Source organism: Serratia sp. MMO-28 (assembly GCF_037199905.1).
Classification (GTDB): Bacteria; Pseudomonadota; Gammaproteobacteria; order Enterobacterales; family Enterobacteriaceae; genus Chania; species Chania oryzae.
Genome location: NZ_JBBCVB010000001.1, coordinates 12,245 through 26,079, shown reverse-complemented (window position 1 = coordinate 26,079; position 13,835 = coordinate 12,245). Strand labels below are relative to the sequence as shown.

12 protein-coding genes are annotated in these 13,835 nt (G+C 55.0%); 7 read left to right on the top strand and 5 right to left on the bottom strand.

All coding sequences use genetic code 11. The annotated features are described in order from the left end of the window. Positions 1-27 precede the first annotated feature (27 nt). Positions 28-1,722, bottom strand: a complete 1,695-nt coding sequence (locus tag WG891_RS00110; protein ID WP_337261113.1) for an acyl-CoA dehydrogenase family protein — start codon at positions 1,720-1,722, stop codon at positions 28-30. 189 nt (positions 1,723-1,911) lie between these two features. Between WG891_RS00110 and WG891_RS00105 the strand changes: the two genes are divergently transcribed. Then, positions 1,912-2,796, top strand: coding sequence for a LysR family transcriptional regulator (locus WG891_RS00105; RefSeq protein WP_337261112.1), 885 nt, complete (start codon positions 1,912-1,914; stop codon positions 2,794-2,796). Between the two features lie 15 nt (positions 2,797-2,811). Here WG891_RS00105 and csiR read toward each other — a convergent pair whose 3' ends face one another. The 3 genes from csiR to glaH all read right to left on the bottom strand — a co-directional run bounded on the left by csiR (position 2,812) and on the right by glaH (position 5,908). After that, positions 2,812-3,507 (bottom strand): DNA-binding transcriptional regulator CsiR, encoded by a 696-nt coding sequence (csiR, locus tag WG891_RS00100; protein ID WP_076942562.1) that lies wholly within the window; start codon positions 3,505-3,507, stop codon positions 2,812-2,814. Positions 3,508-3,663: 156 nt separating this feature from the next. Continuing rightward, complete coding sequence (gene lhgO, locus WG891_RS00095; RefSeq protein ID WP_337261111.1) at positions 3,664-4,905, bottom strand: L-2-hydroxyglutarate oxidase; 1,242 nt, start codon at positions 4,903-4,905, stop codon at positions 3,664-3,666. Between the two features lie 34 nt (positions 4,906-4,939). Next, positions 4,940-5,908, bottom strand: a complete 969-nt coding sequence (gene glaH, locus WG891_RS00090) for a glutarate dioxygenase GlaH (RefSeq protein WP_337261110.1) — start codon at positions 5,906-5,908, stop codon at positions 4,940-4,942. 262 nt (positions 5,909-6,170) lie between these two features. Here glaH and rluA point away from each other — a divergent pair, with 262 nt between their 5' ends. Beyond that, positions 6,171-6,791, top strand: a complete 621-nt coding sequence (gene rluA / locus WG891_RS00085; protein WP_337261109.1) for a bifunctional tRNA pseudouridine(32) synthase/23S rRNA pseudouridine(746) synthase RluA — start codon at positions 6,171-6,173, stop codon at positions 6,789-6,791. A gap of 60 nt (positions 6,792-6,851) precedes the next feature. Here the strand turns inward: rluA and djlA are convergent, their stop codons facing one another. Continuing rightward, positions 6,852-7,685, bottom strand: coding sequence for a co-chaperone DjlA (gene djlA / locus WG891_RS00080; RefSeq protein WP_337261108.1), 834 nt, complete (start codon positions 7,683-7,685; stop codon positions 6,852-6,854). Between the two features lie 226 nt (positions 7,686-7,911). Here djlA and lptD point away from each other — a divergent pair, with 226 nt between their 5' ends. The 5 genes from lptD to apaG all read left to right on the top strand — a co-directional run bounded on the left by lptD (position 7,912) and on the right by apaG (position 13,834). Further along, positions 7,912-10,275 (top strand): LPS assembly protein LptD, encoded by a 2,364-nt coding sequence (lptD, locus tag WG891_RS00075; protein WP_337261107.1) that lies wholly within the window; start codon positions 7,912-7,914, stop codon positions 10,273-10,275. Positions 10,276-10,362: 87 nt separating this feature from the next. Next, complete coding sequence (gene surA / locus WG891_RS00070) at positions 10,363-11,664, top strand: peptidylprolyl isomerase SurA (protein WP_337261106.1); 1,302 nt, start codon at positions 10,363-10,365, stop codon at positions 11,662-11,664. Further along, the gene (gene pdxA / locus WG891_RS00065) at positions 11,651-12,643 is read left to right on the top strand and encodes a 4-hydroxythreonine-4-phosphate dehydrogenase PdxA (RefSeq protein ID WP_337261105.1); all 993 of its coding nucleotides are present in this window, start codon (positions 11,651-11,653) and stop codon (positions 12,641-12,643) included. The genes surA and pdxA overlap by 14 nt, the downstream gene beginning before the upstream one ends. Continuing rightward, positions 12,636-13,445: a 16S rRNA (adenine(1518)-N(6)/adenine(1519)-N(6))-dimethyltransferase RsmA gene (rsmA, locus tag WG891_RS00060; RefSeq protein WP_337261104.1), complete on the top strand. Its 810-nt coding sequence runs from the start codon at positions 12,636-12,638 to the stop codon at positions 13,443-13,445. Before pdxA ends, rsmA begins: the two co-directional genes overlap by 8 nt. Positions 13,446-13,456: 11 nt before the next feature. Next, positions 13,457-13,834: a Co2+/Mg2+ efflux protein ApaG gene (apaG, locus tag WG891_RS00055; protein WP_076942570.1), complete on the top strand. Its 378-nt coding sequence runs from the start codon at positions 13,457-13,459 to the stop codon at positions 13,832-13,834. The last annotated feature ends 1 nt before the right edge of the window (position 13,835 follow it).

Here is a 13,835-nt window from a genome sequence, read left to right as displayed (position 1 = left end):
CCACCATCACCGGGAAGGTGGGCTTGCTCAGAGGTAGGCGCTCGCCAGCAGCAGTTCTTCAATCTCCTCAGACAGCGGGTTTTCTACCGTTAAGGGATCGACAGGCAACAGCTTGTGGATCAAGACCTGTTCGGCCAGATGCAAACGCGCTGGAGCGTCGGTGTGATGGCTCTCCCAGGCCATCGCCGCCGCGCTGACCAGGTTATACAGGCCGCTGGCGGCGCGGCGCGTCAGGCTGCTGCCCTCTGCCGTGGCGGCCGCCTCTGCCAGGGCAAAGGCTCGCTGCTGTGCGCTGAGGAAACGGGCACGCATGGCATTGTCCAGATGCGCCTCTGCCAGCAGTTGCTCGAGGTATACCTGCAGCGCCTCCAGCGATTGCTCACGCAGGATGGCGCGCCGCACGTCCAGGGCGACAATGTTGCTGGTCCCTTCCCAGATCGAGCCCAAATGCGCATCTCTGACCAAACGCGGATCGCCCCACTCTTCGATGTAACCACAGCCACCGCGGATCTCCATGGCATCGGCGGTCACCTTGCGGGCATCGCGGCAGGCGCGGAATTTGATCAGCGGGGTCAGAATACGCAGCAACGCATAGGCGTTTTTATCGCCGCTATCGGAACGGCGCAGCACCTCTGCCGTTTGGAAGACCATGCTGCGCGCCTGCTCGCTGGGGAGCAGTATCTTCAGCAACTGCTTTCTCATCAGCGGCAGTTCGATCAGTTTTTTACCGAAGGCCTGGCGATGGCGGGCGATATAGAACGCCTCGCTGACCGCCCGGCGCATCAGCCCCGCAGAGCGCACCCCGTTGGACAACCTGGAGTTATTGACCATATCCGCCATCTGCACAAAGCCGCGCCCGGCCTCACCCACCAGATAGGCAGTGGCCCCTTCAAGGCGGATTTCACCGCTGGCCATCGAGCGCGTCCCGAGTTTGTCCTTCAGGCGCAAAATGCGATAGGCATTGGTTGAACCATCGTCCAACGTGCGCGGCAGCAGGAACAGCGATACCCCTTTCATCCCTTCCGGTGCGCCCTCAATGCGCGCCAACACCATCGCCAGTTCGGCATCGGGGTTAGAACAGAACCATTTATCACCGTACAGCCGGTAGTGGTTATCCATGTCTACCGCCAGCGTGGTGGTGGCCGCAATATCAGAGCCCGCCCCCTGCTCGGTCATAAACATCGCCCCTTGCATCAGCGTGGCGGGATCGAGCGAGGTCAGCCGTGGCAGATATTTAGCCACCAGCTCAGGGGAGCCATATTTTTTCAGCGTGCGGGTCAGCGAGTCGGTCATCGATACCGGGCACATCAGGCCAAACTCGGCCTGCACGAACAGGTAGGTAAACAGATACTTGGCCAGCGGCGGCAGTTGCCCTTGCCAGCCCAGCACATCTTGCCGATGTGAGATGGCGGCCAGGGCGAACTCGCTAAACGCGTAGCGTTCCAGCTCGACGAAAGCCGGATGTTTTAAAATGCGTTGCCGATCGGTGCCGGTTCGGGTGCGCACCTGCAGCTGCGGCGGGTTCTTATCTGCCAGATCCGCCAGTTCACTCAGTGCCCCCCCAGCCAGTGCGCCGAGTTTCTGCAGATAAGGGCGCAGATGGGCGCGCAGCTCTGCCGGCAGATAGGCCACCAGCAAGGCCTCCAGCGTCGCGTCGGTGAGATAAAGGTTGGCACCGGATTGATCCGGGATATTGTCCTGCTGATTGATAACGGTATACATACTCAGCTCCACCTTGTTGTATTTATGTTTATATTTTGTTAAACGAAAGAGACTGTCTAATACTGTTTCCCTATCGGCCGATAGGCTAAAAGCATCGTGTCGTGGTGATTTGCCGGGTGCCGCCCAGAAGCATGGTTGCAACCGTGCTAGGGTGGCTTTTCAAGGGCAGTAAAAAGGAATGGGTATACCGTGGATATTCGCCGTTTACGCTACTTTCTGGTGTTGGCTGATGAGCTGCATTTCGGCCGGGCCGCCAGCCGCCTTGCCATCTCTCAACCGCCACTGAGCGTGAGCATCCGCCAGTTGGAGGAAACCATCGGGGCAAGGTTGTTTGAACGCAGCCATCAGAAGGTGCGGCTGACCGCGGCCGGAGAGGCGCTGGTGCCCGCGGCCCAGGCGCTGATCGATCGCATGAACAGCACCATGCACCAGGTGCGTGACGTCGATCAGGGCGTTACCGGCCATTTGCGCATCGGTTTTGTTGGCGCTCTGCTGTATCAGGGGCTCCCCAGGCTATTACAGCAGTTTCAGCAGTCGCGAGCAGGCTTGCAGCTCAATATGCTGGAGCTGAATACCAAAGATCAGTTAACCGAGCTGGCACACGGCAGCCTGGATGTCGGGTTTGTTCATGCGTCGCGCTTGCCGGAGGGGGTTTCTTCACTGCTGTTTTCCAGCGAGGAATTAGTGGCCTGCCTGCCGCAGCAGCATCCCTTGGCTGGCAACGCGGCGCTTAACCTGTGTGAGCTGCGGGATGAGCGGTTTATCGTGTTTTCACGCCAGGTATCGCCTTATTACTATGATCGCATCCAGTCCCTGTGCTTTAGCGCGGGGATCGATCCTGATATTCGCTGTGAAGCGCGCCACTGGCTGAGCGTTCTCTCGCTGGTGGCGCAAGGATTTGGCGTTGCACTGGTGCCCGCCAGCCTGCGGAGTGCGGCGATGGCGGGCGTGAGCTTTATTGCGCTCGAGGAAGTGGCATTACTCTCTCAGGCTTACTGTATCTGGCAAACGGACGATCAACGCCCGATCTTATCGGCCTTTATCACTGCGGTGCGCGATGCCGCCACAGGCTAAACCGACCATCAGCCCTCAGTCATTGTCATTCTGCTGCAGGTTATTTTGCTCCATCACCTGCATGATGATAGGGATTGGCGTCAGCAAATGTTCACGCATCAGTTCGCTGGCCTGGCGGCTATCACGTGCCAGCACCAGTTTGACCAGTTCCTGATGTTCCTGGTGTTTATTTTCCATCACACTGGCGGAAAACACCGTCTTTCTTAGCCATAAAAAGCGATAACGCGCCGCCAGATCGAACAGCCGATCGCGCATCTGCAATAAAGCGTGCGAGCCGCAACCGGCAACAATGGCGCTGTGGAATGCCTGATGGCGTTGATCCCACTCGTCCAGCAGCGCTTCGCTGGTGGCGACGGTGCTCATCTTGGCCAGACGGTGCGTCTGCGCCAGAATATTCGCTTCCCAATCATCGTTGCCGCGCTCAATCGCCAGCGTGACCAGCATCGCCTCCAGATTGGCGCGAGCATCAAAAATATCCAGCAACTCGGCCTGTGACATGGGAGCTACGCGGTAGCCTTTCTGGCTGATCGCGGTCACCAGATTTTCTGCCACCAACTGTGACAGGGCTTCGCGTAACGGGCCAACCCCCAGGTTATAGCGACTGGTCAGCAGACTCATACGCAGCTTTTCGTTGGGCTGAAAAACACCGCGAATAATGTCTCTTTTCAGATAATGATAACCATCAAATACCGCATTTTGCTGGAGAGTCATTACGATCCCATCTCTTGAAACATAAGGCCTTTAATTATAATGAAATACCGGCAGATAACCAGTTCGGTCGGGAGAAGAAGCGCCTGCGGAGCAAGGCATGATGGGAGATCACCATAAATGCCCGGCAGCATTTATGGTGATTTGAACATTGTTGGTTTAAACCGCCGTCACTGCGGCGCGCAGATTGGCCCCAGATGACGGCTGTTTTTCTAACAATGCCTGCACTTTGCCGACAATATGCTGGCCAATAGGGAGCGCCGATGTCGCCGCCGGTGACGGGGCATTACAGACATGGATGGTGCGCGCGGTAGTAACAAACAGGAAATCATCAATCAGTTTCCCCTCAGGCGACACGGCCTGGGCACGCACCCCGGCCGGGTAAGGCCACAGGTCCTGTTCCGTCAGGCTAGGGCAATATTTCTGTACCAGCTTGAGATAACCGCGTTTGAACAGCGAGTTTTTCATTTCCCCCACGCCCAAAGACAGATTCTGGTACATCAATTTGCGAATGCCCGCATAGCTGGCCATTTCCAGGGTGTCGCGCCAGGAAATATCCCTTTTATGGTAACCTTCCCGCTTCCAGGCCAATACCGCATTGGGCCCCACGGTGACGCTACCATCGATCATGCGGGTTAAATGGACGCCCAAGAAAGGCACCGCAGGATCGGGGATCGGATAAATCAGGTGATTCACGATGTTATTATGCTGGCTCGCCAAACGGAAATACTCGCCACGGAACGGGCAAATCATAAAGCCGGGCTCGATCCCCAACATCTTGACCAACCGATCGGCCATCAGGCCAGAGCAGGCCACCAGATAGCGCGCAGAAAACTCGGCCTGCGGCGTACTGACCACCACGCCCTGCGAGTGCTCATGCAACGCCTGCACTTCAGCCTGATAAAAGATTTCCCCACCCGCCTGTTGAAACACGCGAGCCATCGCCATCGTTACCTCGCGATAGCTGACGATACTGCTGGAAGGAACAAAAATCCCCCCAAGCCCGACAATGTTGGGTTCTCTTTCCTGCAACTGCTGCGCATTTAGCCATTCCCGCTGCAAACCATTGGCCGCCGTGCGCTCCCACAGGGCACGCATGCGTTCCATCTCCAATGGCGTGGTGGCGACCAGCATTTTGCCGCAGTCGCTATAGCGGATCCCATGCCGATCGCAAAACACTTTGGTGGCTTGATTGCCCGCCAGACAAAAGCGCGCCTTCAGGCTGCCGGGAGTGTAATACACCCCGGCATGGATCACGCCACTGTTATGCCCGGTTTGATGCTGTGCCAGTTCAGGTTCCTTTTCCAGCACGGCAATACGGGCATCGGGATAGGTTGCAATCAACTGCATGGCGGTGGACATGCCAATAATGCCCCCGCCGATTATCACAAAATCATACATCTTGCGGCATCCCCTTCCAGGCGATTAACAGAGATTAAGTACGACTCTGTGGCACATTGAAATAACCACGCTGACGCATCAATTCACGCCGCAGCTCCGGGTGTGGCGTAAACCTATCGCGCCCATGGAGCCAGAACAGGTTATTAATCAATAAAATACTGCCAACCGGCACCGGAATGAACAGCTTGTTCTGGCTGCTTTCCAGGGCATCGGACAGATCGCTTAGCCAGTTACCTTCGGTGAAATCTTTCGGTTGCACGAACTGATCGATATAACGCATCACCGGGCGGCCATGATCGTCAACGTCAAACACCGGATGGAAAACGTCTTTCAGGGTATTCTTGCTCGGAGGCGCAGACCAGCGCATGGTCTGGCGAGCTAGCGGGTGACGAAAATAGGTATCCAACTGCTCCCAGTCATCCAGGTGCAACAGCATAGAGTCGCCCCCCTGCATGTTCTGCTCGTCGATTTTCATCATCATCACATAGTCGGTCACCTCATCCACGTAGGTGCCGTCGTTATGCAGTTCCAGCACCCGGTGCGGCTGCCGCAAGTAACTGTCTGAGTTATCAACGTTCTTCACCACAAAGCGGGCGTAATATTGGCCACTCATCGAGTCAAAATTGGAACGGCCAATCAGATGAGCTATCGCCGTGGCCAGCTTGACCATGTCATCACTCTGTTCGACACGATTGATGCCTTCAGCCTGGATCAGCAATGCGCCTTGAGAACGGGCCAATATCGTTTTCAGCAAGAACGGCTGCAGTTGGTTAGCACAGAGGTCATCTAATATTTTGGCGATACGAAACCGTAGCAGCGATTTATATTCCAGCGCCTGTATCGGCCATTGCTCGGTCTGTTGCAAAAAGCGCTCGCTGACTTCAGCACTGAAATTGAGCGTTAACAAGCGGGGGGAATCGGGGAATGTCGATAACGTCACCCCCGGTATAACCGGTTTATTTTCATTTTTCAGCGATGGTTTTTCTGTCGTCATGGTGTTCATGCGGTGAGTCTCCAAGCAAGCAGATATTCCTACGGATGCAGGTATTTTTGTATTTATAATTAGAATATATCTACATTTTTACAAAAAGAAGACACAATGCAATGGATTGGCTATTTGTGTGATCGGCCATACAAGTTTTTGCAACATAGTTGCAACATCCATTAAGTCACCGTCTGCACCCGTTTCTCCGCCACACCGACAACTCCTGTTATACTCCCCCGCAATAATTCACGCTCGATAGCGTTAGCTCTAATAGGTACCTATGATCGTAATTTATCAGGATGAGCACATCATCGTGGTCAATAAACCCAGCGGACTGCTTTCCGTTCCTGGGCGTGCGCCGGAAAACAAAGACAGCGTGATGACGCGCATCCAGGCCGACTTCCCCAGCGCTGAGTCGGTGCATCGTCTGGATATGGCCACCAGCGGGGTGATTGTGGTTGCACTTAATAAAGCCGCCGAGCGCGAACTTAAGCGCCAGTTTCGCGAGCGCGAACCGCAGAAATCCTATATCGCCCGCGTGTGGGGGCATATGGAACATGATGAGGGGCTGGTGGATTTACCGCTGATTTGTGACTGGCCAAACCGGCCGCTGCAAAAGGTGTGTTTTGAAACCGGTAAAGCAGCGCAAACGGAATATCAGGTGCTTTCCCGGGATGCCGATGGCAGCACGCGAGTCCTGCTGAAGCCGATCACCGGGCGTTCGCACCAGTTGCGTGTTCATATGCTGGCGCTGGGGCACCCGATCCTGGGTGACGGTTTTTACGCACACCCGGCAGCAAAAGCGATGGCACCACGCCTTCAGTTACACGCGCAAGAGTTACGCATTACCCATCCGCTATCCCAGATCCCACTGCATTTTCGTGCGGAACCGGATTTCTGATGTAAATACAAAGGGGCCCGGTTAACCAGGCCCCTCTATCTATTACGATTACTGAATAACTTACTTGAAGCCTTTCTCACGCTTGATCAGGTCATAGGCTGCCTGAATCTCCTGCGCTTTCTGCTTGGCCATCTCCATCATTTCCGGCGGCAAGCCTTTTGCCACCAGTTTATCCGGGTGATGTTCGCTCATCAGTTTGCGGTAGGCTCGCTTGATGACAGCCGCATCGTCTGTGCTGCTGACGCCCAGCACCTTGCAGGCATCTTCCAGCGTCGGGCCACGTTGCGCCTGCTGGTAACCCCCGTGCGAATGCCCCCCTTGCTGCCCCTGCCAGCTACCGCCGCCAAACTGACGTCCACCTTCCATCATGCTGAGGAATTGGTCGAACTGCGCGCGTGAGATCCCCAATTCTTCGGCGATCACATACAGCACCTGTCGTTCGTTCGGATGCAGCGAGCCATCGGCAAAAGCCGCCTGGATCTGAATTTCCAGAAACATCCGAATCAGATCGAAACGCCCAAAGCAGATGCTGCGGAACTGCTGCAGCGTTTCGCGCAATGGAAACTGGCTCTGCTTACCTTCACGGAACGCCTGTTGCGCGGCAGTACGCGCCTCGCCGTGCAGTTGCAGACGATCCATAAACAGGCTGGCGATCTGAATATCGGCCTCGGTAACGCGCCCTTTCGATTTGGTCAGGTGGCCCATCACCTGAAAAGTGGTGCGGAAGAACAGCGTCTGCCGCGTTTGCTGGTCGGTAAAAAAACCTCGGCTGCGCTTGTTATTACGCGCAGTATCGATCATATGGCCGACAATCAGCCCTAAAACTACACCCCAGAATCCCGCGCCAGACCAAATGGCAACAATCACTCCGAGCAGTTTGCCCCAATACTGCATAGACTCCTCAATTATCAACCGCAAGCCGCACATCTTCCCTGTTTCACACCAGGGTTAAGGCGATTTTTCACAAGATTTGGATTATCATACCCGTCATTTATCTTTACGCCTAACAACGGCGTAACCAAACGGCAGGATTTAACGCTAGCGCAACGCTGATGAGTGATATAGTCTCTGACCGTTTGCCGGATACGATGCCTATGATGACGGAACACCAAAACCGCGTATGAAAAAAAGTTTCCCAACACTGCTGGCCACTCTGATTTGGACGGCACTTTACAGCCAGCATGCGCTGGCCGATCTGGCTGAGCAATGTATGCTCGGCGTACCTACTTACAATAAACCCATCATCAATGGCGACCCAAGCAGCCTTCCCGTGACCATCCTTGCCGATGATTCGCGCGCCGATTATCCAGGCAGTGCTCTGTTTACCGGTAACGTCAATATCACACAGGGTAACAGCACGCTGACGGCGGAACAGGTTGAAATGAACCAAACGCAAAAAGCGGGGCAGCCTGATCCTGTGCGTACCGTGACCGCCACGGGCAATGTGCATTACGATGATAGCCAGATCAAGCTGAAAGGCCCGAAAGCCTGGTCAAACCTGAATACCAAAGATACCGATGTGTATAAAGGTGACTACCAGATGGTAGGCCGTCAGGGGCGTGGTGATGCCGAAAAAATGAAGATGCGCGGCCAGAACCGCTACACCATTTTGGAAAATGGCACCTTCACTTCCTGCCTGCCGGGTGACAACAGCTGGAGCGTCGTGGGTTCTGAAGTGATCCACGATCGCGAAGAACAAGTGGCTGAAATCTGGAATGCCCGCTTCAAGATTGGCAGTGTACCGGTATTTTACAGCCCCTATATGCAACTGCCGGTGGGCAGCAAGCGCCGTTCGGGTTTCCTGATCCCCAACGCTAAATATGGCAGTAACAACGGCTTTGAGTTCATGCTGCCGTATTACTGGAACATTGCGCCAAACTTTGATGCCACCATTACGCCACATTATATGACGCAGCGTGGCCTGCAGTGGCAGAACGAATTCCGCTACCTGGTGCAGCCGGGTCTGGGCACCTTGGCATTTGACTGGCTGCCAAGCGATCGCCAGTTTGAAAACGATCATGGCGAAATGGACGACAGCAAGCGCTGGCTGTTCTATTGGGGTCATAGCGGCGTGATGGATAAGGTGTGGCGTTTCAATATCGATTACACCAAGGTCAGCGATCCCTATTACTTTACCGATTTGGATTCCAAATACGGTGCCACCACCGACGGCTATGCCACGCAGAAATACAGCGTCGGCTATGCGAATCAAAACTGGGATGCCACACTGGCCTCAAAACAGTTCCAGGTTTTCAGCGGGGTCGGCAATCAGAATGCCTACCGTGCCCAGCCTCAGTTGGACCTCAACTATTATAAAACCGATCTTGGTCCATTTGATTTTCACACTTACGGCCAGGTCGCCAAATTCACCAGCGTGAATCCGAACAACCCGGAAGCCACCCGCTGGCACGTTGCACCGGCCATCAACCTGCCGCTGGCCAACAGTTGGGGTAGCCTGAATACCGAAGCCAAAGTGATGGCCACGCACTACCAGCAGGAGATCCCTAACGGTTTTGCGGCGGATTATGCAGGCCGGACCGGCAACGCGGCGCCAAACCTCGACGGTTCGGTCAACCGCGTCATTCCGCAGTTCAAAACTGACGGTAAAGTGGTATTTGAGCGCCCTATGGACCTGGTGCAAGACTATACCCAGACCATTGAGCCGCGCATGCAGTATCTGTATGTCCCTTATCACGATCAAAGCAACATCTATAGCTATGACTCAACCCTGCTGCAAACCGACTACTCCGGTCTGTTCCGCGATCGCTCTTACAGCGGGTTGGATCGCATCGCTTCGCAGAATCGTCTGGCAACTGGGGTCACATCACGCATTTATGATGATGCTTTAGTTGAACGTTTCAACGTTTCTGTTGGTCAAATCTATTACCTCAGCCGCTCGCGGACGGGGGATAAAAGAAGTAACTTTGATAATAGTGATGATACCGGCAGCGTAGTATGGGCCGGTGACACCTTTTGGAAGATTGACGATCGCTGGGGCCTGCGCGGCGGCGTGCAGTACGACACCCGCCTTAATAGCGTTGCATTGGGGGATTCAGTCATTGAATACCGTCAGGATGCAAATCGCATGGTGCAGTTGAATTACCGCTATGCCAGCCCGGAATATATCGCGGCAACGTTGCCAGGTATTAAGAACCCAGGCTATCAGGACGGTATTTCGCAGGTGGGAACCACCGCCAGTTGGCCAATTGCCGATCGCTGGGCTGTCGTAGGGGCTTATTACTATGATACCCGTGCGAAGCAGACGGCGAACCAGTTGGTGGGCTTGCGTTACAACACTTGCTGCTGGGCGGTTAACCTGGGGTATGAACGGAAAATCACCGACTGGGATGCCGGAAACCAGATCAGTAAATATGACAACAAAGTTTCATTCAACATTGAACTGCGTGGCCTAAGCAACGATCACAGCCTCGGCACCACGGAAATGCTGCGCTCCGGCATCTTGCCTTACCAGCGCGCATTCTGATGTATGCCCGTCGTTATAAGGGCATATTGAACACATTGAAAAATGATAACTTTCACCCGCATTTGCGGATTACATAATGGGAAATGTATGAAGAACTGGAGAACGCTTCTTCTCGGATTGGTGGTTTGTGCCAATACCGCGTTCGCAGCACCCCAAGAAGTGGATAAAGTCGCCGCCGTCGTCGATAACGGTGTAGTACTTGAGAGCGACGTAAACGGTTTAATGCAATCGGTGAAACTCAACGCACAGCAGGCCGGCCAGCAATTACCGGACGACAGCACGTTGCGTCACCAGATCCTCGAACGTCTGATCATGGATAACATCCTGTTACAGATGGCGCATAAGATGGGTATAACCGCTTCAGATGCCGATGTGGATAAAGCGATTGCCGATATCGCCGCTCAGAACAAAATGAGCCTCGACCAAATGCGCACCCGCCTGGCGGCTGAAGGTTTGAACTACAACACCTATCGTGCGCAAATCCGCAAGGAAATGCTGATCTCAGAAGTGCGCAACAACGAAGTGCGCCGCCGTGTGACCATCCTGCCGCAGGAAGTGGATGCACTGGCCAAGCAGGTTGGCGCGCAGAACGGTGGCGATACCGAAGTCAACCTTAGCCACATCCTGATTCCACTGCCGGAAAACCCGTCGCAAAAACAGGTTGATGAAGCCGAAGCGATGGCAAAACGTCTGGTGGGTGAAATCAACGGTGGCGCAGACTTCGGTAAATTGGCGATCACCTACTCTGCCGACTCCCAGGCGCTGAAAGGCGGCCAGATGGGCTGGGGCAAACTGCAGGAACTGCCTACGTTATTCGCTGAAAGGCTGATCAACGCCAAAAAAGGCGAGGTCGTTGGCCCGATCCGTTCCGGTGTCGGTTTCCATATTCTAAAAGTGAACGATATGCGCGGGGGCAACCAAGCCATTTCGGTGACCGAAGTGCACGCTCGCCATATTCTGCTGAAGCCGTCGGTGGTCATGACCGACGATCAGGCGCGGGCAAAATTGCAGGAAGTGGCTGCCGCCATCAAAAATGGTACGGCGAAGTTTGAAGATGAAGCCAAACAGCTTTCTCAGGATCCGGGTTCTGCACTGCAGGGTGGCGATCTGGGCTGGGCGTCTCCAGACATGTACGATCCGGCCTTCCGTGATGCATTGATGAAGCTGCAGAAAGGCCAGCTCAGCGAACCGGTGCACTCCTCCTTTGGTTGGCACCTGATCCAACTGCTGGATACCCGCCAAGTGGATAAAACCGACGCGGCGCAGAAAGATCGTGCTTACCGCATGTTGTTTAACCGCAAGTTTGCTGAAGAAGCGCAAACCTGGATGCAGGAACAACGGGCTGCTGCTTACGTGAAGATCCTCAATGGAAGCAATGCACAACAATAAACGTATCGTGATTACCCCCGGCGAGCCAGCCGGGGTTGGGCCGGATCTGGTGGCAGTGCTGGCGCAACAGGATTGGCCTGTTGAACTGGTGGTGTGTGCCGATCCGGCCTTGCTGCTTGAGCGTGCTCGCTTGCTGAAACTGCCGTTGGCGCTGCGTGACTATCAGCCGGAACAACCGGCACAGCCGCAGCGCGCAGGCACGCTGACGATCCTCCCTATTAACGTCGCCGCCGCCGTGGTACCGGGCGAACTGAACGTTGCCAACAGCGCTTACGTGGTGGCAACCCTGGCTCGCGCCTGTGACGGCTGTCTGAACGGCGAATTTGCCGCCCTGATTACCGGGCCGGTCAACAAAGGCGTGATCAACGACGGCGGGCTCCCGTTCATCGGCCATACCGAATTCTTTGCCGATCGCAGCCACTGCGATCGCGTCGTGATGATGCTGGCTACCGAAGAACTGCGCGTTGCGTTAGCCACCACGCACCTGCCCCTGTTAGCGGTGCCGGGTGCCATCACGCAGCAGAGCCTGTTTGAGGTGATCACCATCCTCGACGGCGATCTGAAAAACAAGTTTGGCATCAAGCAGCCACAGATCTACGTCTGCGGGCTGAATCCGCACGCCGGAGAAGGCGGCCATATGGGGCGTGAAGAGCTGGATGTGATCATCCCTGCTCTCGATACCCTGCGCGGCCGCGGCATTAACCTGGTCGGCCCATTGCCAGCAGATACGCTGTTCCAGCCGAAATATCTGCAACATGCCGATGCCGTGCTGGCGATGTATCACGATCAGGGCCTGCCGGTGCTAAAATACCAAGGGTTTGGCCGGGCGGTGAACATCACTCTCGGTTTACCTTTTATCCGTACCTCGGTCGACCACGGTACCGCGTTGGAATTGGCTGGCACCGGCACCGCCGATGCAGGCAGCTTCAAAACGGCCTTAAATCTCGCCATTAAAATGATAATTAATTGTAATGAATAATAGAGTCCACCAAGGGCACTTTGCCCGCAAACGCTTTGGACAAAACTTTTTAACCGATCAGTTTGTCATCGATAGCATTGTCTCGGCCATTCATCCTCAACCGGGTGAAGCGGTTATTGAGATCGGCCCAGGTCTGGGCGCACTGACCGAACCGGTTGGCGCCCGTATGGATCGCATGACGGTGATCGAGCTGGATCGCGATCTGGCCGCCCGCTTGGCCACGCATCCGCAGTTGAAAGACAAACTGACCATCCACCAGCAAGATGCCATGACGGTCAACTTCGCCGAACTGGCTGAAGAAGCAGGCCAGTCGCTGCGCGTGTTCGGCAACCTGCCGTATAACATCTCGACGCCGTTGATGTTCCACCTTTTCAGCTATACTTCCGCTATTCGCGACATGCATTTCATGTTGCAAAAGGAAGTGGTAAACCGCCTGGTTGCCGGCCCGAACAGCAAAGCTTACGGGCGTTTGACCGTGATGGCGCAGTATTACTGCAACGTTATTCCGGTGCTGGAAGTGCCGCCTACCGCGTTCGCTCCACCACCTAAAGTTGATTCCGCCGTGGTCCGCCTGGTGCCGCACCTTGTGATCCCACACCCGGTGGGGGATGTGCGCATGCTAAGCCGCATCACGACTCAGGCGTTTAACCAGCGCAGGAAAACCATCCGCAACAGCCTGGGCGATCTGTTTACCCCGGAACAGTTGACGGAACTCGGCGTCGATCCGACGCTCAGAGCTGAAAATATTTCTGTAGCGCAATACTGCAAGTTGGCAAACTGGCTTTCAGCGCAGCAGCAATAAGGAGTATCACCATGATTGATTCGCCTCGTGTATGTATTCAGGTACAAAGTATTTATGTGGAATCACAATCGATACCTGAGGAAGAGCGTTACGTCTTCGCCTATACCATCACCATCCGCAATCTGGGGCGTTTCGACGTGCAACTCCTGGGCCGTTACTGGCTAATCACCAACAGTAACGGTCGTCAGACTGAAGTTCAGGGCGAAGGGGTGATCGGTGAACAGCCGATTATCCGGCCCGGCAGCGAGTATCAATATACCAGCGGTGCCGTGCTTGAAACGCCGCTGGGTACCATGGAAGGCCACTACGAGATGGTTGATCATCAAGGTCAGACATTCCGCACCGCCATTCCCGTGTTCCGTTTAGCCATTCCAACGTTGATTCATTAAT

Bases quoted from the DNA above. Each gene is read 5' to 3' on its own strand.
- pdxA (WP_337261105.1), top strand. From the start codon at position 11,651: ATGCACAACAATAAACGTATCGTGATTACCCCCGGCGAGCCAGCCGGG.
- csiR (WP_076942562.1), bottom strand. From the start codon at position 3,507: ATGACTCTCCAGCAAAATGCGGTATTTGATGGTTATCATTATCTGAAA.
- rluA (WP_337261109.1), top strand. From the start codon at position 6,171: ATGATCGTAATTTATCAGGATGAGCACATCATCGTGGTCAATAAACCC.
- lhgO (WP_337261111.1), bottom strand. From the start codon at position 4,905: ATGTATGATTTTGTGATAATCGGCGGGGGCATTATTGGCATGTCCACC.
- rsmA (WP_337261104.1), top strand. From the start codon at position 12,636: ATGAATAATAGAGTCCACCAAGGGCACTTTGCCCGCAAACGCTTTGGA.
- apaG (WP_076942570.1), top strand. From the start codon at position 13,457: ATGATTGATTCGCCTCGTGTATGTATTCAGGTACAAAGTATTTATGTG.
- lptD (WP_337261107.1), top strand. From the start codon at position 7,912: ATGAAAAAAAGTTTCCCAACACTGCTGGCCACTCTGATTTGGACGGCA.
- djlA (WP_337261108.1), bottom strand. From the start codon at position 7,685: ATGCAGTATTGGGGCAAACTGCTCGGAGTGATTGTTGCCATTTGGTCT.
- surA (WP_337261106.1), top strand. From the start codon at position 10,363: ATGAAGAACTGGAGAACGCTTCTTCTCGGATTGGTGGTTTGTGCCAAT.
- glaH (WP_337261110.1), bottom strand. From the start codon at position 5,908: ATGAACACCATGACGACAGAAAAACCATCGCTGAAAAATGAAAATAAA.
- WG891_RS00110 (WP_337261113.1), bottom strand. From the start codon at position 1,722: ATGTATACCGTTATCAATCAGCAGGACAATATCCCGGATCAATCCGGT.